Origin of the sequence: Stenotrophomonas sp. NPDC047960 (assembly GCF_043204395.1) — a bacterium.
Lineage (GTDB): Bacteria > Pseudomonadota > Gammaproteobacteria > Xanthomonadales > Xanthomonadaceae > Stenotrophomonas.
In genome coordinates, this window is sequence record NZ_JBIDBX010000006.1 from 20,469 (window position 1) to 44,016 (window position 23,548).

Annotated in this window: 8 protein-coding genes; 7 read left to right on the plus strand and 1 reads right to left on the minus strand. The window is 68.4% G+C overall.

The window, feature by feature from the left end:
• Nucleotides 1-147: 147 nt before the first annotated feature.
• From ACGFZ3_RS13770 to ACGFZ3_RS13785, 4 genes are all read left to right on the plus strand, one after another.
• Nucleotides 148-666, plus strand: coding sequence for a hypothetical protein (locus ACGFZ3_RS13770; RefSeq protein WP_392922091.1), 519 nt, complete (start codon nt 148-150; stop codon nt 664-666).
• 55 nt (nt 667-721) lie between these two features.
• Nucleotides 722-2,506, plus strand: coding sequence for an autotransporter assembly complex family protein (locus ACGFZ3_RS13775; protein ID WP_392922094.1), 1,785 nt, complete (start codon nt 722-724; stop codon nt 2,504-2,506).
• Nucleotides 2,503-6,345, plus strand: coding sequence for a translocation/assembly module TamB domain-containing protein (locus tag ACGFZ3_RS13780; protein WP_392922097.1), 3,843 nt, complete (start codon nt 2,503-2,505; stop codon nt 6,343-6,345). The genes ACGFZ3_RS13775 and ACGFZ3_RS13780 overlap by 4 nt, the downstream gene beginning before the upstream one ends.
• A 372-nt stretch (nt 6,346-6,717) precedes the next feature.
• Nucleotides 6,718-8,865, plus strand: a complete 2,148-nt coding sequence (locus tag ACGFZ3_RS13785; protein ID WP_392922100.1) for a S46 family peptidase — start codon at nt 6,718-6,720, stop codon at nt 8,863-8,865.
• On the opposite strand, the gene ACGFZ3_RS13790 is transcribed toward ACGFZ3_RS13785, so the two are convergent.
• Nucleotides 8,817-9,584: a hypothetical protein gene (locus ACGFZ3_RS13790; RefSeq protein WP_392922103.1), complete on the minus strand. Its 768-nt coding sequence runs from the start codon at nt 9,582-9,584 to the stop codon at nt 8,817-8,819. The genes ACGFZ3_RS13785 and ACGFZ3_RS13790 overlap by 49 nt on opposite strands.
• A gap of 147 nt (nt 9,585-9,731) precedes the next feature.
• On the opposite strand from ACGFZ3_RS13790, the gene ACGFZ3_RS13795 reads away from it, so the two are divergent.
• The 3 genes from ACGFZ3_RS13795 (at nt 9,732) to ACGFZ3_RS13805 (ending at nt 23,547) form a co-directional block, all read left to right on the plus strand.
• A complete protein-coding gene (locus ACGFZ3_RS13795; RefSeq protein WP_392922106.1) occupies nt 9,732-10,445 on the plus strand; it encodes a response regulator transcription factor in 714 nt (237 codons plus the stop codon).
• A gap of 206 nt (nt 10,446-10,651) precedes the next feature.
• Nucleotides 10,652-20,197, plus strand: coding sequence for an SdrD B-like domain-containing protein (locus tag ACGFZ3_RS13800; RefSeq protein ID WP_392922109.1), 9,546 nt, complete (start codon nt 10,652-10,654; stop codon nt 20,195-20,197).
• Nucleotides 20,194-23,547 carry a hypothetical protein gene (locus ACGFZ3_RS13805; protein ID WP_392922112.1) on the plus strand — a complete coding sequence of 1,118 codons (3,354 nt, stop codon included), beginning with the start codon at nt 20,194-20,196 and terminating at the stop codon, nt 23,545-23,547. The genes ACGFZ3_RS13800 and ACGFZ3_RS13805 overlap by 4 nt, the downstream gene beginning before the upstream one ends.
• The last annotated feature ends 1 nt before the right edge of the window (nt 23,548 follow it).

Genomic DNA, 23,548 nt, shown 5'->3' on the forward strand with positions numbered 1-23,548 from the left:
GCTACAGCGCAGGCAACGAAGGTGTGCACGGACACCTTCGTTGCCTGCGCGGGCGCCTTGCCAACACCCTCTTCACGCCGAGGCAGCGGGCCAACGGCGATCATTGCCCGGCCTGTGCCGTCGTGCAGATACCCCTGGAAGAAGAACATGCAGATCGAACGGAGCGGTCCCGGTGCGGTATTGAAGACGCTCGGCCCTCAGCCCCCGCGGACCCCTGCAGCTACCGCTGCCTCCCTCCTCTCCTCGGCCCAGGAGCATGCGCTGACCGCGCTGCGGGATCCTGAACTGAACTTTGAAACCTACGCACGACGCACTCTGACCGCCGAACTCGTTGGTCCTGGTGGCTACCTCACCCAAGGTTGGTTGCCGGAAGACAGTTATCGGTCCGGACCGGTGAGGCTGCTGCGTGAGCAAGCCACCTCTGCGGACGGAGTGGCATGGGATGCCACCAACCTGACCCTGCAGCCGGACGTGCAGGTGATTGGCATGCGCGAGACGCAGGGCGGGGCGGACAGCTACTTCGTCTGCCAACCCGATCCGGATGACCCGCAGGCACCGCCGCGGTTCTTCACCCTGTGCATCGAGTCGGGCCAGGGCACGGGCGTCTATGAAATCTTCGTGTCGCCGCCGCGCGACTGGCAGGCCTTCCTAGACCTGCTGGGGTGAGCCACTGGCTGCTCCCCTTGTTGCGCGCTCGACCCGTCCGGCTATCCTGTTGCCCATGATTTCAATGAAATACGCCCTGCCACTGATGTTCCTGTCGCTGGCCGCCGCCTCGACCGCGCACGCGCGCGGCACCATCGAGAAGGTGGACATCACCGGCCTGGACAGGAGCGACGATGCCGAGATGATCGAAAACATCGAGGTGTCCTTGTCGCTGTATGACACCATCGGCAAGGTCCAGGGCGAATCGCGGCTGGAATATCTGCTGTCGCAGGCCGAGCGCCAGACCCGGCGGGCGCTGGAGCCGTTCGGCTACTACAACCCGGTGATCAAGGTCGAAAGCCCCCGCGAAGGCGACAACCTGCGCGTGGTGATCCACGTCGACCGTGGCCCGCCGACCCTGGTGCGGCGCGAGAACATCGACATCACCGGACCGGCGCAGCTGGACCAGTACCTGCAGGAAGACCTGGAAAACTTCCGGCCGCGCAAGGGCCAGCGCTTCGAGCATACGCTGTACGACGCAAGCCGCGTGACCATCACCCGGCGCCTGGCCGAGCGTGGCTACTTCGACGCCGATTTCACCCAGCGCCGGGTGGAGATCACCCGTGCCGAGAATGCGGCCGACATCGATCTCACCTGGGACAGCGGCCGCCGCTACAACATGGGCGACATCCGCTTCCACCAGGATTACTTCGTGGAGCGCCTGTTCGACCCGCTGGTGTACTGGGAAAAGGGCAGCTACTTCCACGAAGGCAAGCTGGACCGCCTGCGCGAATCGCTGACCAAGCTTGATTACTTCAGCGTCATCGACATCCAGCCGCAGCCGGACCAGGCCGACGGGAACGGCAACGTGCCGGTGGATGTCACCCTGACCCGGGCCAAGCGCAGCATCTACACCGCCGGTATCAGCTACGGCAGCGAGAGCGGCGCCGGTGTGCGCGGGGGCCTGGAGCGGCGCTTCCTCAACAGCCGCGGGCACAAGATGAACACCCAGCTGGACTATGCGCAGAAACGCAAGAGTCTGGTCACCACCTACCGGGTACCGGCGTTCAAGTGGCTCGACGGCTGGTACGGGCTTACCGCCAGCGCCTACGACGAGCAGACCGATTACATCGACCTGCGCAACTTCAAGCTGATCGGCAGCCGCAGCGGCGAAATCAACGAAAACTGGACCGCCATCGCCTCGATCAACGCCCTGCGCGAGCGCTGGCGCTATGCGTCGGGCACCGAATTCACCGGTGCGATCTACAACACTTCCACGCTGGTGTACCCGCAGCTGGTGGCCGACTATGTAAACGTCGATGACCGGCTGGCCCCTCGCAGCGGCATCAGCGGCAGCGCCACCGTGCGCGGCGGCATTGAAGGCGCGGGCTCGGATACCAGCTTCGTGCAGGCCAGCATGATGCTGCGCTGGTTCATTCCGGTCGGTGATGCGGACCGCCTGATCCTGCGCGGCGAAGGCGGTACCACCTGGACCAGCGATCTGGTGGCGATGCCGCCGAGCCTGCGCTTCTTCGCCGGTGGCGACCGCAGCATCCGTGGCTACGCCTTCCGTGAAGTGGGCCCACGTACCCCGCCACCGGACAAGTTCGCGCTGGGCGCCAAGAATCTGGTGACCGCGTCGGCCGAATACGAGCACTACTTCAAGGGCGGTCCGTGGGGCGGCGCGGTGTTCGTCGATACCGGCAGCGCGTTTGACAACACCATCGACCTGCATACCGGCGTGGGCTTCGGCGTGCGCTGGAAATCCCCGGTGGGCCCGGTGCGCGTGGATATCGCCCACGGCCTGAACAATCCCGATTCCAAGTTCCAGCTGTACCTGAGCGTGGGGGCCGACCTGTGAGCACGCCGACCTCGACCGCGCCCACCCCGCCGCCACCGCGCGTGCGTTTCTACCGCAGGCGCCGGTTCTGGGCATGGTCCGGCTTTACCGTGCTGGGCCTGGTACTGCTGGCGCTGCTGCTGCTGTACTGGCTGCTGCAGACCGTGGCCGGGCGTGATGTGCTGCTGGCCCAGGTGGTGGCGCGGCTGCCGGTGGGTGCCACGCTGACCTGGAGCAAGGTTGATGGCCCGGTGGCCGGGCCGCTGGTGCTGCACAACCTGGATTTCCGCTACGACGACATCCACTTCACCGCCGAGCGCGCCTATCTGGATCCGGATATCCGCCCGCTGCTGGGCCGCAAGCTGCAGTTGGATGCGCTGCAGATCACGAACGCCACCTTGAACCTGGCCAAGAGCGATGAACCGTTCGAGATGCCCTCGTGGCCTGGTTCGCTGCCGCAGATCGAGATGCCACTGGCGATCCAGGCCGATACCATCACCATTGATGGCTTCCGCATCACCCAGGCGCAGGAACCGCTGATCGACATCACCAGGCTGCGCGGCGGACTGGAAGTGGCCAATGGCGAATTCCGCGCGAGCCAGCTGAAGGTCGACAGCGACCTTGGCGATTTCCGCGTTGACGGCCGCTATGTGCCGCGCAACGACTATTCCACCGACATCACCATCGGCGCGGTGCTGCCGGCCCCGCGCGGGCGCACCCCGGCGCGGCTGGGCCTGGTGGCCCGGGGTAATCTGGGCCGCATGGAAATCGCGCTGGCCGGGCATGCACCCGCGCCGCTGCAGGCCAGCCTGATCTTCGACGGCCGCGATGAGCCGGTGTGGAAGGCCAGTGCGCGCAGCAAGGAACTGGATCTGGCACTGCTGGTGCCGGGCATGGATGGCAGCACCAGCACGCCGCTGTCGCTGGATTTCAATGCCAGCGGCAAGGGCGGGCAGGCCAACCTGCAGGGCCGCATCCAGCAGGGCGAGCTGGCCGTGGAGCTGGCGCCGTCCAAGGTCGGCCTTGCCGACCAGGTGCTGACCGTGTCGCCGTTGGTGGTGAAGGGCTTTGGTGGCCAGGCCCGGCTGCAGGGCACCGCCGATTTCCGTGACCGCGAAAATGCCAGCCTGCGTTTTTCGATCGTCGCCAACGACCTGACCTTCGTTCCCGAAGCCGATCCCGCCACGCCAGGCGCGGCCAAGCCGGTGCCGGTGACGCTCAACGAAGCGCGCATGGGCCTGGCCGGCACGCTCAAGAACTGGGCGGCGGTCGGCACGGCCTCTGTGGAGCGCGAACAGCAATCGGCCGACCTGACGTTCGATGTGCGCGGCAGCGACACCGCCGCCCGGATCGAGCAGCTGCAGGCCAAGACCCCTGGCGGCGCGCTCGACGTGACCGGCCAGGTGGCGTGGGCGCCGCAACTGGATTGGGACGTGGCCGCCAAGCTGGCTGCATTCGATCCCGGCTACTTCGTGCCCGGGTGGGATGGCCGCCTGTCCGGCAACGTGGCCTCCAAGGGCCGCCAGTTGCCGCCGCCGGCGGGCAGCCCGGCCGGTACCGCCGGCATCTACGAAGCCACCGTGGACGTGCCCGGCATCAACGGCATGCTGCGCAACCGCCGCGTGGATGGGCAGGGCCGCTTTGCGCTGCGCGGGCAGCAGGGCGAAGGCAACGTGCGCCTGGCGGTGGGCAACAGCCGCCTGACCGCGCGCGGCAGCGTCGGTGATCGTCTTGATGTGCAGGCCCAGCTGGAACCAGTGCAGCTGGATGACCTGATGCCCGGCAGCACCGGCACGCTGCGTGGCCAGGTGCAGGTGCGCGGGCCGCGTACCGCACCGGACATCACTGCCGACCTGGTCGGCAGTGGGCTGCGCTATGCCGATTACAGCGCTGAAGCGCTGAGCATCCGTGGCCGCCTGCCGTGGCAGGGCAGCAACGGCACGCTGGCGCTGCAGGGCACCAAGGTGCAGGCCGGCATGCTGCTGGACACGATCAACGTGAACGCACGCGGCAGCGTGTCCAACCTGCGGCTGGATGCGCAGGCCAGGAACGAACTGGGCGCGGTGGCCCTGGAGGGCGGGGTACGCCAGCAGGGCAATGCCTGGCGGGGCGATATCGCCGCGCTGCGGATCGCACCGGTCAAGGGCGATGCATGGGCCCTGCGCGCACCGGCCACCTTCGGCATCCAGGGCAGCGCCTTCACCCTGTCCGATACCTGCCTGGGCGCGGCCACCGGCGGCGCGCTGTGCGCCAGCGCCAACTGGCCGCGCGATGGGTTGAAGGTGCGCGGCGACGCGTTGCCGCTGGCGCTGGTGCAGCCGTGGCTGCCGCCGCAATCCGGGCGACGGCTGCACCTGCGCGGCGAAATCACCCTGGATGGGCAGATCCGTCCGCGCGGCAATGCCTGGGAAGGCAGCGCCAGGATCGCCTCGCTGGAAGGCGGCATCCGCCTGGGCGACAACGCGCGCGGCGAGCTGGTGCGCTACGACCAGTTCTCGGCCACGCTCGAAATGACCCCGGCGCAGATCAACGCCAAGCTCGGTGTCGGCTTCCAGGGCAACGGCTTCGTCGATGCCAAGGTGCAGACCGGCTGGGACGCCAACGCGCCGCTCAACGGTGAGCTGTACCTCAACATGTCGCGGCTGTACTGGATCGAGCTGTTCTCGCCCGACATCGTGCGCCCCACCGGCCTGATCGAGGGCCATGTCAGCCTGCGCGGTACGCGTGGCACGCCATCGCTGGGCGGCGATGCCAAGCTGAGCAACTTCAAGGGCGAGTTCCCCGCACTGGGCCTGACCTTCGACCAGGGCAGCGGCAGCTTCACCGCGCAGCCGGATGGTTCGGCGAAGATCACCGCGCAGGCGAACTCGGGCAAGGGCACGCTGTATGTCGACGGCGGGCTGTCGTGGTTCGGCGATGCACAGCCGCTGCAGCTGCATATCCACGGCGAGAACGTGCTGCTGTCCAACACGCCGGAACTGCGCATCGTGGCGAACCCCAACCTCGATTTCACCCTGGCCAAGGCCGCCATGCAGCTGCGCGGCACCGTGCATGTACCCGAGGCGGACCTGGACCTGGAGCGGCTGGATCGCGGTACGTCGGTGTCCGAAGACGTGGTGGTGCTGGACCCGGCCGATCCGGAGGAAGGCCCGAGCCTGCCGCTGGACATGGACCTGACCGTGAGCCTGGGCGACAACGTGCGCATGGCCGGCTTCGGCCTGAAGGGCGGGCTGGGCGGCAAGATGCAGGTGTGGTCGCGGCCGGGCCGCGAGATGACCGCCAATGGCGCGCTGGAAGTGAGCGGGCGCTACAAGGCCTATGGGCAGGACCTGACCATCACCCGCGGCAACCTCAACTGGAACTTCAACGCGGTGTCCGATCCGCGCATCAACATCCGGGCCGAACGCCGGGTGGGTGATGTCACGGCGGGCATCGACGTGACCGGCCGCGCGCAATCGCCGCGGGTGGATGTGTGGTCGGAGCCGTCGATGTCGCAGTCCGAAGCGCTGGCGTTCCTGGTGCTGGGGCGCAGCCTCACCGGCGCCAGCAGCGACCAGACCCAGCAGGTGAACGCGGCCTCGGCTGCGCTGTCGGCCGGCAGCGGCCTGCTGGCCTCGCAGCTGGGTGCCAGGCTCGGGCTGGACGATGCCGGCGTCAGCCAGTCGCGCGCGCTGGGCGGTTCGGTGATCGGCGTGGGCAAGTACATCTCGCCCAAGCTGTACGTCGGCTACGGCGTCTCGCTGGTTGGCAGCGGTTCGGTACTCACGCTGAAGTACCTGCTGCGCCGTGGCTTCGACATCGAAATCGAGTCCAGCACGGTAGAAAACCGCGGCTCCCTCAACTGGCGAAAAGAAAAGTAGAACCAGGCCCTGCCTGGCTGCCGGCCGGGCGCTCGCCCGGCACGGCCGCGGGAATGATCGACACCGGGCCTCCGCCGCCCGCGCGATAGCGGGCCCGACACCGGTAGGGTCGCATCCCAATCGACCGCCGACGCGGCGCCAGCGCCCGGTGATGGCATTGCAGCAATCGGCATCGCGCCCGTCAGCCATGCAATTGCACAGGTCCATGCGTCAAAGAGATCGCGACCAGGGTCGGCGGTCGTTTGGGAACCGACCCTGCGCCGCCGGAACACAGCCGGGGATCGGCCCCGCCCCACCCCTGACCATCGGGCGTTGCCCCACCGGCCCCCAGTAGCTAAGGTGCCCGCTCGTTCCGCCGTACTGGATGCACCCATGCCCGCACGCAAGCCCCTCAGCGCCGCCCTGGCCCTTGGCCTCACCCTCGCCGCCGGCGCCCACGCCGACGAAGGCATGTGGATGCCGACCCAGCTGCCGGACCTGGCCAAGCCGCTGAAAGCTGCAGGCTTCAAAGGCAACCCGGCCGACCTGGCCAACGTGACCGCGGCACCGCTGAGTGCCGTGGTCCGTGCGGGTGGTGGCACCGGCTCGTTCGTCTCCGAAGACGGCCTGCTGCTGACCAACCACCATGTGGCCATGGGCGTGATCCAGTACAACACCACCGCCGAGCACAACCTGATCGACGGCGGCTTCATCGCCCAGGGCCGCAGCGATGAGCGCCCGTCCAATCCGGATTTCCGCGTGCTGGTCACCACCGGCTTCGACAAGGTCACCGATGAGGTGCTGCGCGATGCGCGCGGCAAGACCGGGCGCGCCTATTTCGACGCGGTGGACCGCGCCAGCAAGCGGCTGGTGGCCGAATGCGAGCAGGAAGGCAACGTGCGCTGCAGCGTGGCCGACATGTACTACGGCACCGATTTCTACCGCATCCGCCAGCTGGAGCTGAGCGACGTGCGCCTCGTCTACGCCCCCCCGCGTGCGATCGGCAACTACGGCGATGAGATCGACAACTTCATGTGGCCACGCCACACCGGCGATTTCACCCTGCTGCGCGCCTACGTGGGCAAGGACGGCAAGCCGGCCGCCTACAGCCCGGACAACGTGCCCTACCACCCGCCGGCGCACCTGAAGATGGCCATCGATGGCCCGAAGACCGGTGATTTCGCGATGCTGGCCGGTTACCCGGGCATCACCTACCGCCACCGCACGGCGGCCGAGTTCGCCGGCCAGATCGACACGGTGCTGCCGCGCCGGGTGGCGGTGTTCCAGCAGATGATCGATACCATTGAAGCGGCTACCGCCAAGGATGCGCAGGCGCGCACTCGCTATGCCGCGCAGCTGCAGTCGTTGAAGAACAACCGCAAGCGTGCCGCCGGTGAGCTGGAAGGCCTGCTGCGCAGCGATGCCAGGACCCAGCGCGCCACTGACGAAGCAGCGATGCTGAAGGCCACCGATGCGGCCTTGCAGCCGGACATCCAGGCCCTGCTGGGCTCGCTGTCGCAGGGCGCGTCGATGGGCGAGCGCGATTTCGTTCTGGAACAGGCCGCCGCGCAGAGCCAGCTGCTGCGTTCGGCGCTGTTGCTGGAGCGCCTGCGCATCGAATCGGCCAAGCCCGATGCCGAGCGTGAGAGCGGCTACCAGCAGCGCGACCAGGCGCTGATCGAGGGCACTCTCAAGCAGGTCCAGCGCCGCTATGCGCCGTCCGTGGAAAAGGCGTTGCTGACCGACCTGCTGACCCGCTACCAGCAGCTGCCCGATGCGCAGCGTGTGCCCGAGTTCGACGCCGCGTTCGGCCGTACCCCGGCCGCGCTGGCCAAGGCACTGGACGCGCTCTACAGCGGCACCCGGTTGGGTGACGAAGCCGAGCGCCTGAGCCGCTTTGCCGCCGCCAAGGAGGGCAGGCCGCTGGCGCACGACCCGCTCATCGACCTGGCCGGCCCGCTGGTGACCGCGCAGCTGCGCCTGGAAGACCAGCGCAAGGAACGCGAAGGCGAACAGCTGCGCCTGCGCCCGGCCTACATGCAGGCGCTGTTTGCCTGGCGTGCCAAGCAGGGCCGCGCGGTGTACCCGGATGCCAACCGGACCCTGCGCATCAGCTACGGCAAGGTGGAAGCGCTGTCGCCGCGCGATGCGGTGCGTTTCGACCCGGTCACCACCGTGGCCGGCATCGTGGAGAAAAACACCAACGCGTACCCGTTCGATGCGCCCAAGCCGCTGTTGGCGGCGATCGCCAAGGGTGATTTCGGCAGCACCGCCGATCCCGTGCTGAAAACCCAGACGGTCAATTTCCTGACCAACCTGGACACCACCGGCGGCAACTCCGGCTCGCCGGTGCTCAATGCGCGCGGCGAGCTGATTGGGCTGAACTTCGACAGCAACTGGGAATCGGTCAGCGCCAGCTGGTGGTTCGACCCGCGCTTCAAGCGCGCGGTGCACGTGGACATGCGCTACCTGCGCTGGCTGCTGGCCAAGGTCTATCCCGCGCCGGGGCTGCTGCAGGAGATGGGCGTTCCGGCCGAATAAGGCGGAGACAATCCGATCCAGTTCATCTGCAGGGGTGCGCGCAGCAGATCCAGCTCGTTGCCAAGTGGGTTGTTCGGGTCCCAGACATTTGGATTCGCCGTGGCGGCGGGGCGCTCTGGCGGAGTGGCGCCGTTCCACGCCGCCAGGTGCAACTGCAGCCCGCCTCCGTGTTGGGCGGGCTGCGGGGGAAGCTCCTGGAACCCCACCACCCTCACTTCAGTGGGCTGGATGCCACGTTGCAGGCCGTGCACGACCATTTCGGCGCCGATTGCCAGCACGGCCAGTTCCTGCCAGGCCTGCGGCACGGGGAACGGCAACAGAAGGAACTCGCGGTGCAGCTCGCGCAGCAGGTGGGCGTGGATATGACTTTGCGGGCGTGGAATGGCGGGATCAGCGGCAGGGTCCAGCGACGGGGCTGATTCCAGTTCGTGCAGGTAATGCACCAGGTGCAACGTGCCCCGTTCCTCAGCGCTGAACGGACCCGCTGCGGCGCCTGGCCTGGGCGCGACCAGGCATTGGTACACCTTCGCCATTGCCCAGCGGCTGTCGGGATCCGATGGCGGTGCGGTATGGGTCTGTAGCGGGAAGTTCTCCACCGAACGCAGCAGCATGCTTACGTCACTGCACGTGCTCGCACGCTGCGTCGGTGGCAGCGAGATTTCCAGGCGCTGGCGCAGCAACGGGGTAAGCGGGTCCGGGCGCAGGGTAGCTTCGGGCATGGGGCATCCATGAAGGTGGTGGCCTTTCACGCTGCCTGCGGCGTCGGGCTGGGACAAGTGGCATCCACGACGTCGCGCATCACCGGATTTGGCTCACCCGCTCCACGCGGCTAGACTGCAGGCTGGACCGGGGGGATGCGACGGCGCGTGACGGCAGCACGGGAACTGGAAGGACTGCATGTCTGGGTGGTCGAAGACGACGCCGAGCTGCAGGCGCTGCTGCTGGACGAGCTGGCCTGGCGCGGGGCGACCGTGCGCGGCCTGGGCAGCGCCGAAGCGCTGTACCGCGCGCTGCTGAGCGATCGCTGCGACATCGTGGTACTCGATGTGGGCCTTCCGGGCGAGGACGGCTACGCGGTGGCCAGCCATCTGCGCGCGTCGCAGTCGATCGGCATCGTCATGCTGACCGGCCGCAGTGATGCGCGCGACATGGCACTGGGGCTGACCCAGGGCGCCGATCTCTACCTGGTCAAACCCCCGGACATGGATGTGCTGGTCGCCGGCCTGCACAGCCTTCGCCGTCGCCTGCCGCTGCTGCCCTCCGGTCCGGCAGTTGCTGCCACAGCGCCGCCGCCACGCTGGCGCCTCGCCGATGACGACTGGACCCTGCATGCACCGACCGCCGCGACGCTGGCGCTTACGGTAATGGAGCGGGGTGTGCTGCAGCGGCTGTTCCACGCCGCAGGCGCGGCGGTCACCCGCGAGCAGCTGATCGCCAACATCACCGACGCTCCCTGGGATTTCGACCCGCACCGCCTGGATGTACTGGTGCACCGCCTGCGTACACGCGTGCGCAGCGCCACCGGCGTGGAGTTGCCGATCCGCGCGCTGCGCGGCCAGGGCTACCTCCTGACCGTCTGATCCGCCGCCCGGCGGGGCGGCGTGAGGCAGTGTGAGCGTGCGTGAGCCGCCGGCACTGACTTGCCTTCACCCCAACATCACAATTCGCCCCGCCCGGCACCGCCGGGATTGCTCTGACAGGGAACGTCTGGACCGGTTGCGTCGGAAAGTACGCATCGTTTGACGTTCCCTGCGAACGCTGCAACGACCGGAACAGGGGAAAACACATGTCCAGCCATAGCGATCGCGCAGCTCTCTGCGCGGCGGTGTCGTCGTTCGAGCGCGCGGCAGCGCCCTCATGGCGCGTGCGTTGCCTGCACGTCCTGGCCATCCTGCTGCTGGTCTCGCCGTTGACCGCTCTGGCGATAGACCTGCAGATCACCGACTTCTCCGATACCGGTTATGACCCGGTGCCTGCTGGCACCACGGTGATCTACAACGTCAAGGTCGAAAACGGCGCCAACGATACCGCCAGCGGCACCGTGACCCTGTTTGACCTGCCCGCCGGCACTGCGCTGGGCAACACCGCACCGGCAGGCTGCAGCAGCTCGGCCGGCGCCGCCGGAACCACCCGCGTGGTGTGCACCAACCCCGCATTGAATGCCACCACGGCGCCGTATGAGTTCAAGCTGCCGGTCACCACCCTTGCCTCGCAGCCGGCCACGATCACCGTGCGCGCCGCGATCGGCTTCGCCAGCGCACTGCCGCCGGCGACCACACCGATCAGCACGCTGCAGAATACCGACCCGTTCTTCGGCAGCGATACCAACGTTGCCAACAACCGCACCAGCCAGAACACCACCATCCAGGCCGCAGCCGACCTGGAACTGAGCAAGAGCGCTACGCCGGACCCGGTGATCGGCGGCGGCGAGATCGTCTACACCCTGACTGTGCGCAACAACGGCCCCAGCGTGACGACCGGCTTCCGCGTGGCCGACACGCTGCCGCCCAACGTCACCCTGGTCGGCACGCCGGCCGGCGCCGACTGGGCGTTCACCCAGCAGAACGGAACTTACAACGGCACGCTCGCGGTGGGCGGCACCACCAGCTATTCGTTCCGTGGCAAGGTCAATGTAGGCACCGGCAACATCGTCAATTCGGCGGTGGTCAACGCCGGCAATGTGCCCGACCCGGTGCCGGACAACAATGCCGCGCAGGTCACCACCGCAGTGACAGCCGGCGCGGACCTGCTGCTGTCCAAGTCGGTATCCCCGGCGCCGGCGGCTGCCGGTTCGGTGGTCACCTACACGCTCACCGTACGCAACGATGGCCCCAGCCCGGCCACCGGCGTGGTCGTGCGCGATCCGTTGCCGACCGGCTTTGTCATCACCGGCGGCACCGCGCCCGCCGGTTGGACCTGCAGCAGCGATACCGACAACAGCGTGCGCACCTGCAGCCTGGCCGGAAACTTTGCGCCGGGCGCGCAGGCCAGCATCACCATCACCGCGCAGGTGCCGACCACCGGCACCAACAGCAGCGGCACGGTCAGCAACACCGCGCAGGTCACTGCCACCACGCCCGATCCGGTGCCGGCCAACAATGCCGGCAGCGTCGGCCTGACCGTCATCCCCGACGGCGCCGATCTGCGCATGACCAAGACCAAGGCGCCAGCGCTGGTGCCGGTCTGGAACAACACCGGCCTGCGCACGGACAGCGTGATGACCTCCGCGCTGCGCGCGCAGAACCTGGGTCCGCGCACGGTGACCGGCAACCTGCAGCTGGTCGATGCGCTGGCCGTGGGCGAAGAGTGGGTGGACGCCAACGGCCAACCGTATGCGCCGGGCACGCCGGTCACCGTGGGCGGTTTCAGCTGCATCGCCGACCGTGCATGGAACGGCACCACTGGCCAGCTGGTGACCTGTACCCAGAGCGGCGGCTACCCGGTCGCGGTCAACGGCAATTCCGCCGCGCTGACCCTGTACACGCTGGCGCGCCTGCAGGGCACGCTCAACAACACCGCCTGTACCGGCGGCAGCGGCGGGTCTGCCGAGCCGACCACTGCGGGTGGCATCGACCTGGACCCCAACACGACCAACGACTGCACCGGCGCAGGCAGCCGTGCCACGGACGCGCGTTCCGACCTGTCGATCACCAAGCGCACCAACAACGTCGGCGATGCCGACAACGTGATCCGCGAAACCGATGCCGGGGTGACCTACACGCTGCAGGTCAGCAACGGCGGCGCGACCACCACCGGGGTGGTGGTCAACGACCCGATTCCGGGCTTCGTCACCGGCGTCACCACGGTCACCAAAGACGCCGTGCCCGCTGGCTGGACCTGCGACGTGGTCGGCAGCGGCTACATCTGCCGCTCCGGCACCACCGCGCTGGCCGCCGGCGCCACTGCGACCATCGCATTCACCGTCAACCGCGGCCTGTTCGACAGCCAGAGCCAGGCCGCAGGCAGCTGCGGCGGCGTGGCACTGCAGGCCGGCCGCTTCTGCAACACCGCGGGCGTGAGCATCGACCCGACCGTAAGCGGCTCGATCGGCGAAGCCAACGCCAGCAACAACTCGGCCTCGGACTGGGTGCAGATCGATCCGGTGGCCAACATGGCCACCACCGCCAAGGACATCACCTCGGGCAGCCCCGGGCGCGCCGGCGTCAACACCACCTACCGCATCACCTACCAGAACCGTGGCCCCTCCACGGCCCGGGGCGTGGTGTACAGCGACACCTTCACCCTGCCGGCCAACGACGCCGGCTTCGTGCTGGTCTCGGCGGTGCGCACCGGCGGCGGCAACACCGCGTGCAGCGTGACCGCCAACGACGCAGCGATCAGCTCGGCGCCCGCGCCGGGTGGTACCTCGTGGTTCAACACCGGCGGCACGCCGGCCACGTTGCGGCTGACCTGCGCGCCGCTGGACATGGCCAACAATTCCACGCAGACGATGACGGTGGTGATCCGCCCGAACGTCAACAGCGGCAACACCGGCCGCCGCTTCACCAACGACGGCTCCTTCTACTTCGACCCGGCCAATACCGGTACCGCCGTCCCCGCCAGCGGTGTGGATGGCAACGGGCGCAGCTACAACTACAACAGCCGCACCGACGATGACGTGCGCGCGGCCGCGCTGGACTTCACCGCCGGTGAAGTGGACCTGATCGTCAACAAGATCGACCAGAACTTCGCAGGCGCGGTGGATCCGCTGGGCTTCGATTCGCGCGCGGGCCAGGAAGCCAACAACTACATCCTGTACCAGGTGAGCGTGCGCAACGATGGCCCGTCGCTGGCCACCCGCACCGTGATCGAGGACACCATCACCCCGGCCAGCGGTGCCAACGTTGCCTTCGTCGGCAGCCGCATCGGCACCAACACCACGCCGCAGGGCGCAATCGAAGCACCGGGTACGCGCTGCACCGTGGCGCCGGGCAGCAGCAACCCGACCACTGCGGCGCAGACGCTGTCGTGCAGCATGCCCAGCGTCGGCGTAGCCACCACCGAACAGGGTGCGATCGCTGCCAACCAGACCAGTTACCTGTACCTGGTGTACCAGTACCTGAGCGCGCCGCCGGCGACCGGCGCGACCCTGCTCAACGAGGTGACCGCACGTTCGGCTGAAACCGAGCGCGACACCAGCAACAACAGCGCCGTGCAGGAAACCAGCATCCGCACCCGCTCGGACCTGGCGACGACCAAGACCAGCGTGGTGCTGGCGCCCAATGCCAACCCGGCGCAGCCGCTGCCGGCCGCCGCTACGACGATCAGCCTGCGCCAGCCGTTCTGGTACGTGCTGGACGTGGTCAACAACGGCCCCGGCCACAGCCTGTCGCGCGACCGCAGTGGCGACAACCCGCTGCGCGGCGATGGCGTGGTGGTCACCGATACGCTTCCGGTGGGGCTGGAAGTGATCGGCGGCGGTGAGGGCACCAGTTGGCAGAAGGCCGGCACCACCGCCGATCCCGGTGTGGTCACCAACGGCACCGGCACCTGCGCGGTGAATGGCCGCAACCTCATCTGCCGGATGGGCGACCTGGCGCTGGATGGCCGCACCCGCGTGCTGGTGCCCGCGCGCTGGACCACGCTGCCGGCCAATGGCGCCGGCATCAACACCGCGCGTGCCACCAGCGACCAGCTCGACCCGACCCCGGGCAATGACGAAGGCACCAGCACCCACACCGTGGTGCGCTCGTCGCTGGCCGGCGTTGTGTTCCAGGACCGTGACCGCACCGGTGCCGACGGCGGCACGCCGCAGCCCGGCGAGCCGGCCATCTCCGGTATCGAGATCCGCCTCACCGGCACCGATGCCTACGGCAACGTGGTGGCCCTGACCACCACCACCGACAGTAACGGCGCCTACCGTTTCGACAACCTCGCGCCCGCCGGCACGGACGGCTACAGCGTGACCCAGGTCCAGCCGGCCGCCTACGTCAACGGCCCGGTGGCCCCTCCCGGCACGGGCGGCCTGGCGCCCTCGGCCGGCGGCACCTTCGCCGTGGTGGATCCTGCGCCCAGCGCCAACTCGGTCTACACCACCATCGCACTCGGCGCAGGCGTGGATGCAGTGCGCTACAACTTCCCGGAAGTTCGCCGCCCGGCGCTGTCCGGCTTCGTCTACGTCGACAGCAACTACAGCAACACCCGCAACGCCGGTGATGCGCCGATCGCCAATGCCACCGTGGAGCTGCTCGATGCGGCCGGCACGGTGGTGGCCAGCACCACCACCGCCGCCGATGGCAGTTACAGTTTCAATGCGCTGGATCCGTTGCTGGTCTACACGCTGCGCGAAGTGCTGCCGACCGGCAGCTACCGCAACCGCGCCAGCGCGATCAACCCGGGCCTGGTCGGCACCGGCGCCTGTGTGGGCTGCACCGTGGCCACTGGCGCGGCCGGCGATGCGGCAACTACTGACCGGATCGGCAACATCGACCTGTCGCGCGGCGAAGACGCTACCGCGTTCAACTTCGGCGAGGATGCCATCACCGCCATCTCCGGGCATGTGTACCTGGACCGCAACGGCAACGGCGATTTCGACGCCGGTGATGCCGGCTCCCGCAACTCGCAGGCCAACGGCGGCCTGCAGGGCGTCACCGTCACCCTGACCGGTGCGGGTGCGGACGGCATCTTCGGCAACGCCGACGACCTGGCGCCGGTGGTAGTGCAGACCGATGCGCAGGGCCGCTACGACTTCGACAACCTGGTCGTCGGGCAGAACTACCGCATTACCGAAACGCAGCCGCAGGGCTATGCGAATGCCGCAGAGAACGCGGCCAACGTCATCACGCTCACTGCGCTCGCGCTTACCGGCTCGAGCGGAAACGACTTCGGCGAGACGCTCGGTTCGCTCAGCGGCGCGGTCTATGAAGACTTCTCCAACGTAGCGGCCAACAACAACAACGGCAGCCGCGACCCCGGTGAGAATCCGATCGCCAACGTCACCGTGACGCTGACCGGTACCGACCTGCTCGGCAACCCGGTGGCCTTCACCGCCACCACCGATGGCACCGGCAATTACCGTTTCAGCGACCTGCTGCCGCCGCAGGCGGGCACCGGCTATACGCTCACCGAAACCCAGCCGGCCGGCTACCTGGACGGCAGGCACACCGCCGGCAACGCCACCACGCCGGGCAGCACCACCGTGGCCAACGTGATTTCCGCCATTGCCATCAGCGCCGGCCAGGATGCCAGCGGCTACCTGTTCGGCGAACTGGCCAATGCACCGATCAGTGGCACGGTATACCTGGACCGAAACGATGACGGCGACCACGACGTCGGCGACATCGGCATTCCGGGCGTGACCATCACCATCGTGGGTGCCGGCAATGACGGCCTCTTCGGCACGCCCGATGACACCACCGTGAGCCTGGTCACCAACGCCGATGGCCAGTACAGCTACCCCGGCGCGATCGCAGGCCAGGACTACCGCATCACCGAGACCCAGCCGACCGGGCTGGGCGAAGGCCGCGAGCAGCCGGGCAACCTCATCACCCTCGACAACCTGCCGGCGGCCGGCGCCAGTGGCAACGACTTCGGCGAACGCGCTGCGTCGCTGTCCGGGACGGTGTTCCTGGACCGCAATAACAACGGCGTGCAGGACGCCGGCGAACCCGGGCTGCCCGGCGTGCAGCTGCAGCTGCCGGCCGGCAGCGTGGATGCCCTGGGCAACCCGGTAGCCGCTGCGGGCACTGACGCCGATGGCCGCTACCGCTTCGAGCATCTGCTGGCGGGGACCTACACGGTGACCGAGCAGGCGGCGCAGCCGACCTTCAACGGCGGCCCGACCCTCAACGGCATCACCCGTGCCGGCACGGTGGATGGCGCCGCTGCGGGCGTGGCCACCCCGGTCGCCACCGTGCCCAGCGCGATCAGCGCGATCGTGCTGCCGGCCGGCAAGGCATCGATCGAACAGAACTTCGCCGAACTGCTGCCGGTGGCGATTTCCGGCGCGGTGTTCTTCGACGTCGACAACGACGGCCTGCGCAATGGTGCGGCGGAAACCGGCATCGAGGCGGTGACCGTGCTGGTCAGCGGCACCGACGATACCGGCGCCAGTGTCAGCCTCAGCGTGCAGACCGATGCCGATGGCCACTTCACGTTCGAAAACCTGCGCCCGGGCACCTACACCCTGACCGAGCCGCAGCAGCCGGCCGGTACCAGCAACGGCATCACCACCGCCGGCACCGTAGGTGGAACGCCCCGTGGCACTGCCACACCGATCACCACCGTGCCCAGCCGGATCCGTACCATCGACCTGACTGCGCCGGGCAGCGCCTCGGTGGACAACCTGTTCGGCGAAATTCCGCTCAACAGCGGGATCAGCGGCAAGGTCTGGACCGACCGCAACAATGACGGCGTGGTGGATCCGGGCGAAACCGGCCTGGCCAACGTACGCATCACGCTGACCGGCACCGACCTGGCCGGCAACCCGATCAGCCGCGACACCGTGACCGATGCCGACGGCAGCTACAGCTTCGCTGAGCTGCCGCCGGGCACCTATGCGCTGACCGAACCGGAGCAGCCGACCGGCACCCGCGATGGCCGCACCGTGGCCGGCAGCACCGGCGGCAGCGTGACTGCGCCGGGTACCGCGCCCTCGCAGATCAACGCGGTGGTGCTGGGCGTGAACCAGCAGTCGGTGAACAACAACTTCGGCGAGATTCCGACCGCCAGCATTGCCGGCCGCGTCTACAACGACAGCAACGACAACGGCAGCGTCGACAGCGGCGAAGGCGGCATTGCCGGGGTCAGCGTGGTGCTGACCGGCACCGATGATCTCGGCCAGCCGGTGTCGCTCACGTCGAACACCGACGCCGAAGGCCGCTACCGCTTCGAAGGCCTGCGCCCGGGCACCTACACCGTGACCGAGCCGACCCAGCCGCCGCAGACGCTCAACGGCATCACCAGCGCCGGCACCGTCAACGCCGCCGTTGTCGGCGTGGCCAGCGACCGCGCCAGCGTGCCGTCGGCGATCAGCCAGATCGTGCTGCCGCTGGGCGTGGATGCGCTGGACTACAACTTCGGTGAGATCGGCGATTCGCCCGACCTGATGGTCACCAAGGCGTCCACCAGCACCCGCTTCACGGTCAACAACCTGGCCGGTTACACGATCCAGGTACGCAACGCCGGCCAGCAGCCGAGCCGAGGCGAGTACACCGTGCACGACCGCCTGCCGGCGGGCCTGAGCCTGGACAGCCTGCCGGTGGGGACCGGCTGGAGCTGTACCGGCGAACCCGGCGCGGTGCGTTTCAGCTGCACCAGCCAGCGGGTGCTGGCCGCCGGCGCGGTATCGCCGGACAGCATCGCCGTGGCGGTGCGCGTGGCCGCAGCAGCAGCCGAGGCCGGCACGGTCAACAATGCCGTGCTGGTGGAGGGCGGCGGCGAGAACCCGTTCCGCGCGCCGACCGCGACCGAACGTGCTGCGTTCGAGGGCGAGGTGGGCAACCTGCCGGCATGCGTGGACAGCATCATCCACAATGCCTGCCGCGTGCCCAACAGCGTGCAGCTGGCCGCATCGGTCGGCGGCACCGTCTGGTTCGACGTGGGCAGTGACGACCAGCTGCTGGATGGCGGCGACAGTCGCCTCCCGGCCTGGATCGTGGAGCTGGTGGACCCGGCCAACGGCCAGGTGGCGAAGACCACCGTGACCGCGGCCGATGGCAGCTACCGTTTTGCTGACGTGGTGCCGGGCGTGAAGTGGAACATCCGCTTCCGCGACCCGCGCTCGACCGTGCTGTGGCCGTTCCCGGTCACCCGCGAAAGCGCCGGCGGAGTGCAGGAAGCCTGCGACGCCGACGCAGCGATCGCGCGCGGTGGGGTCAGCGCCTGCCGCACCACCGACAACGGCACCAGCCAGCTGGAAGTGGTGCTGCGCGCCGGTGACCACCTGCCGCAGCAGAGCCTGCCGGTGGACCCGTCGGGCGTGGTGTATGACGCCACCACCCGCGACCCGGTACCGGGTTCGGTAGTGAGCCTGGCGCCGGTGGGCATGTGCAGCGGGTATGACCCGCGTACCGGCGTGCTCAACGCCGCCGGTGGCGGTTACCGCATCGAAGGCAACACCATTGCGATGACGGTGGGCAGCGAAGGTTTCTACCAGTTCGCCTTCGCCCCGGCCGCCCCGGCCCGCTGCGAATTCCAGCTGACCGTCACCCCGCCAGGCGGCTACACGTTCGTGTCGACGATGATCCCGCCGCAGGCCGGTGCGCTGTCGCCGGCCGGCAGCGCCGGTGCCAACCACGTGGTGCAGCCCAACACCCAGGCGCCGACCGGCGCGGTGGGCACGGCCACCCAGTACTACCTCACGCTGTTCGCCGGTTCGGCCACGGCGGCGATCGTGCACAACCACCTGCCGCTGGATACCGCGGTGGCCACGGGCCTGGCGATCACCAAGACCGGTGACCGCCAGACCGCCGAGATCGGCGACACCGTGCAGTACACCATCACCGTGCGCCAGACCGCCGGCAGTGCGCTGGCCGCGTTGAACGTGATCGACCGCCTGCCGCGCGGCTTCACCTACATCGACGGCACCGCGCGTGCCGACGGCCGCGCAGTGGCCGACCCGGCCGGCAAGCCTGGCCCGCAACTGGGCTTCGCACTGGGGCCGATCAACGTCGGCGGCCAGATCGTGCTGACCTACCGGGTCCGCGTGGGCGTGGGCGCGCAGCAGGGCGATGGCATCAACCGTGCACAGGCCCATGGCTGCTCCATCACCGGCGGCTGCATCGATCCGGTGGCAATCACACCGCTGCCCGGTTCGCTGGCCTCCAACCGTGCCGAGTACCGCGTGCGCGTCACCGGTGGCGTGTTCACCGAACAGGCCTGCGTGCTTGGCAAGGTGTTCATGGACTGCAACAACAACCACCTGCAGGACCGCGAGGAGCTCGGCATCCCGGGCGTGCGCCTGTACTTCTCGGACGGAACCTGGGTGATCAGCGATTCGGAAGGCAAGTACAGCTTCTGCGGCCTGCCGCCGCAGAGCCATACGCTGAAGGTGGACGCAAGCACGCTGCCGGTCGGTGCGCGCCTGACCACCAGCAGCAACCGCAACCTTGGCGATGCCGACAGCCTGCTGCTGGATCTCAAGAACGGTGAGCTGCACCGCGCCGACTTCATCGAAGGCAGCTGTGCAAACCCGGTGCTGGAGCAGGTCAAGGCCCGCCGCACCCAGGGCGAGGTGCGGGCGCCGGAGACCGAACCCGGCCAGGCACCGCTGCGTTTTGAAAGCAAACCCGCACGGGCGCCGCAGCAGGCGACCGACACGGCCAACCAGAGACCGATCGTGCATCCCAGAGCCACACCGCCCGCTGCCGCAGTGACGGAGGGCCAGCCATGAGCCATGCCTCCGTAGTGCGCCAACTGCCGCGCCTGAGCCTGTTGGCCTGTGCGCTGGCGACCCTGCCGGCGATGGCCCAGAGCGTGGGCACGCCGGGCCGCTTCACTCCGGTGCTGGGGGATGCCAGCACGCTGTACCCGCGCAGCCCGGCCAGCGTGGACGCCACGCCGGTGGCGGTGCGTGCCGCCGCCGGCGCCCTGGACCGCATCGTGGTCGCACTGGACCGCGATGGCGTGCCGGCCGATGGCCAGAGCCCGGTGCATGTGCGCGTGCAGCTGCTCGACCCCAGCGGCCTTGCGGTGGCCGGTACCACCTACGCGACGATTGAAAACAGCGGTGGCCGGATCCGTCTGCCGGGCTCGCGTACCGATGAGCTCGGTCCGGGTGCGCTGGACGCCGACAAGGTCACCCCCGGCGTGCAGCTGCAGGTGGTCGATGGCGTGGCCGAGTTCGACCTGATCGCCCCGCACGAGCCGCAGGATGTCCTGTTGCGCATCACCGCCGGCGCCGAAACCGCGCAGGGCAGCATCGGCTTCGTGCCGGAGATGCGCGAGATGATCGCCACCGGCCTGATCGAAGGCGTGGTCAACTTCCGTCGTAATGGCAATGGCGGGCTGGTCTCGCCGGTGGAGCACACCGACGCGTTCGACCGCGACATCCGCCGTTGGGAACGCCAGTTCAACAACGGCAAGGCCAACGTTGCCGCGCGCACCGCGTTTTTTGTAAAGGGCCGGATCAAGGGCGATGCCCTGCTGACCGCCGCCTACGATTCGGACAAGGACACCCGTGGCCGCCTGCTGCGCGACATCCAGCCCGAAGAGTTCTACCCGGTCTACGGCGACTCGTCGCTGCGCGGTTTCGACGCGCGCTCGGCCGAACGCCTGTACGTGCGAATCGACAACCAGCGCAGCTACCTGCTGTACGGCGATTTCCAGACCGGTGACGGCCTGGCCACGGCCACCGGCCTCGGCGGCAGCGGTCCCATCCCGCAGCGCAGCCTGGGTACCTACAACCGCACCGCCACCGGGTTGGGCTGGCATTTCGAAAGCGAACGCGTGCGCAGCAATGTGTTTGCCATCGAAGACTCCCTGCGCCAGGTGATCGAAGAGTTCCGCAGCCAGGGCAGTGGCCCGTATGCGCTGCGCAACAATGCGGTGCTGGAAGGCAGCGAGCGCGTGGAAGTCATCTCACGTGACCGCAACCAGCCCACCCGCATCGTCTCGGTGCGGCCGCTGGCGCGGCTGGTGGACTACAGCTTCGAGCCCTTCTCCGGACGCATCCTGCTCAACCAGTTCCTGCCAGCGTTCGACAGCGACCTCAACCCGGTCTCGCTGCGCATCACCTATGAGCTGGACCAGGCCACGGAAAAGTTCTGGGTGGTGGGCGCCGATGCGCAGGTCAAGCTGACCGACCGGCTGGAAGTCGGCGCGGCGGCAGTAGATGACCGCAACCCGTATGCGCAGTTCCGCATGGGCAGCGCCAACGCCAGCTACCGCTTCGGCGAGAACACCCTGCTGGTGGCCGAGTTCGCACGCACCCAGAGCGAGGTCAACACCAACAGCATCAACCAGATCACCTCGCAGGGACTGAAGGACGTCACCGGCGAGGTGGAAGGCGATGCCTGGCGCGTGGAGTTCGCGCACCAGGCCGGAAACCTGGAAGCGCGCCTGTTCGCCGCCCGCACCGATCCTGCCTTCAACAACCCGGCCGCGCCTCTGTACGGTGGCCGCGGTGAATACAACGCCCGCGTCGCCTACCAGCTTGGGCCGCGCCTGGAGCTTTACGTGGAAGGGCTGCGCAGCGAAGACCGCAACCCCGACGGTGGCGAGCGCGATGCCGGCGGCGCCGGGGTGCGCATTGGCGCCACGGAGCGTCTGACCGTGGACCTGGGCGTGCGCAGCATCCGCGAGACCATCGGCGTGACCTCGCCGTGGTCGTCGGGGGTGCCGTTCGGCAACGCCGGCGGGCTGACCGGCGGCTTCGCCACCGGTGCCGGTGGCGGCGCACTCGGCTATGGCCAGCAGGCGCTGGATCCGGCGACCGGGTTGATGGTGATCAACGGCAACAGCACCGGCAGCCCGATCACCAGCGACCTGCCGGTGGGCACCGAGCTGGAGTCGGACAGCGCCCGCTTCGGCATGGGCTACCGGCTGAGCGACACGCTCAGCAGTGGTGTCGAAATCGAGCACAGCGTGAGCGGCGAAGACCGCCGCCGCCTGGCCGCCGGCCTGGATTACCAGGTGTTTGAACGCAGCCGCCTGTATGGCCGCTACGAAAAGCAGACCGGCCTGACCAGCGCCTACGGCATCACCACTACCGACCGCGAGGCCGATGCGCTGGTGTTCGGTATCGACAGCAGCTACCTGCGCGATACCCAGACCTTCAGCGAGTACCGCCTGCGCGATGCGATCAGTGGCCGCGATGTGCAGGCTGCCTCGGGCATCCGCAACAACTGGGACATCGCCGAGGGCCTGCGTCTGTCCAGCTCGGCCGAGCACGTGAAGGTGATCGACGGCAGCACCGGTGACAGTACCGGCCTGGCGCTGGCGCTGGACTACGGCGCCAACCCACTGTGGCGCGGTGCGATCCGGGCCGAACACCGCATCTCCGACGACGTGCCGGACACCGACACCAACGAGGCGTTCAACACCACGCTGCTGCAGTTCATGCTGGCCCGCAAGCTCAGCCGCGACTGGACGTTGCTGGCCCGCAACTATCTGCTGAGCACCCGCTACGACGCGCGCGGCGACGTGCTGCAGGATCGCTTCCAGCTGGGCGTGGCCTACCGCGATACCGACCGCAACCGGATCAACGCGCTGGCCCGTTATGAGTACAAGCTCGAGCGCGACGAAAGCGGGCTGACCCTGGTCGATGGCAGCACGGTGGATGGCAGCAGCCAGGATGTGCGCACCCGCGCGCACATTGTCTCTGCCCATGCCGATTGGCATCCGTCGCGGCCGTGGTGGTTCACCGGCCGCGTGGCCGGCAAGTGGCAGCAGGACCAGTTCGCTTATGCCGATGGTGGCCGGGTCAACAGCGACTTCCGTGCCACGCTGCTGTCGGCGCGCGTGGTCTACGACATCACCGAAAACTGGGACATCGGCGTGCTCGGCTCAACGTTCCGCGGCCAGAGCGGCGCCAACCAGTACGCCTACGGCATGGAGGTCGGCCGCCTGCTGCGGCAGAACCTGTGGCTGTCGGCCGGCTACAACTGGACCGGCTTTGCCGGCGACCGCGACCTGAACGGCTATGAGTACACCCAGCAGGGCGTGTTCGTGCGCCTGCGCTTCAAGTTCGACGAAGACCTTTTCCGGCCGGACCCCGTCCGCTACCGCGACCCGGCACGCTGAG

What these genes read in the sequence shown, in the direction of transcription:
- ACGFZ3_RS13770 (WP_392922091.1), top strand. Translation starts at nt 148, where the DNA reads ATGCAGATCGAACGGAGCGGTCCCGGTGCGGTATTGAAGACGCTCGGC.
- ACGFZ3_RS13775 (WP_392922094.1), top strand. Translation starts at nt 722, where the DNA reads ATGATTTCAATGAAATACGCCCTGCCACTGATGTTCCTGTCGCTGGCC.
- ACGFZ3_RS13785 (WP_392922100.1), top strand. Translation starts at nt 6,718, where the DNA reads ATGCCCGCACGCAAGCCCCTCAGCGCCGCCCTGGCCCTTGGCCTCACC.
- ACGFZ3_RS13790 (WP_392922103.1), bottom strand. Translation starts at nt 9,584, where the DNA reads ATGCCCGAAGCTACCCTGCGCCCGGACCCGCTTACCCCGTTGCTGCGC.
- ACGFZ3_RS13800 (WP_392922109.1), top strand. Translation starts at nt 10,652, where the DNA reads ATGTCCAGCCATAGCGATCGCGCAGCTCTCTGCGCGGCGGTGTCGTCG.
- ACGFZ3_RS13805 (WP_392922112.1), top strand. Translation starts at nt 20,194, where the DNA reads ATGAGCCATGCCTCCGTAGTGCGCCAACTGCCGCGCCTGAGCCTGTTG.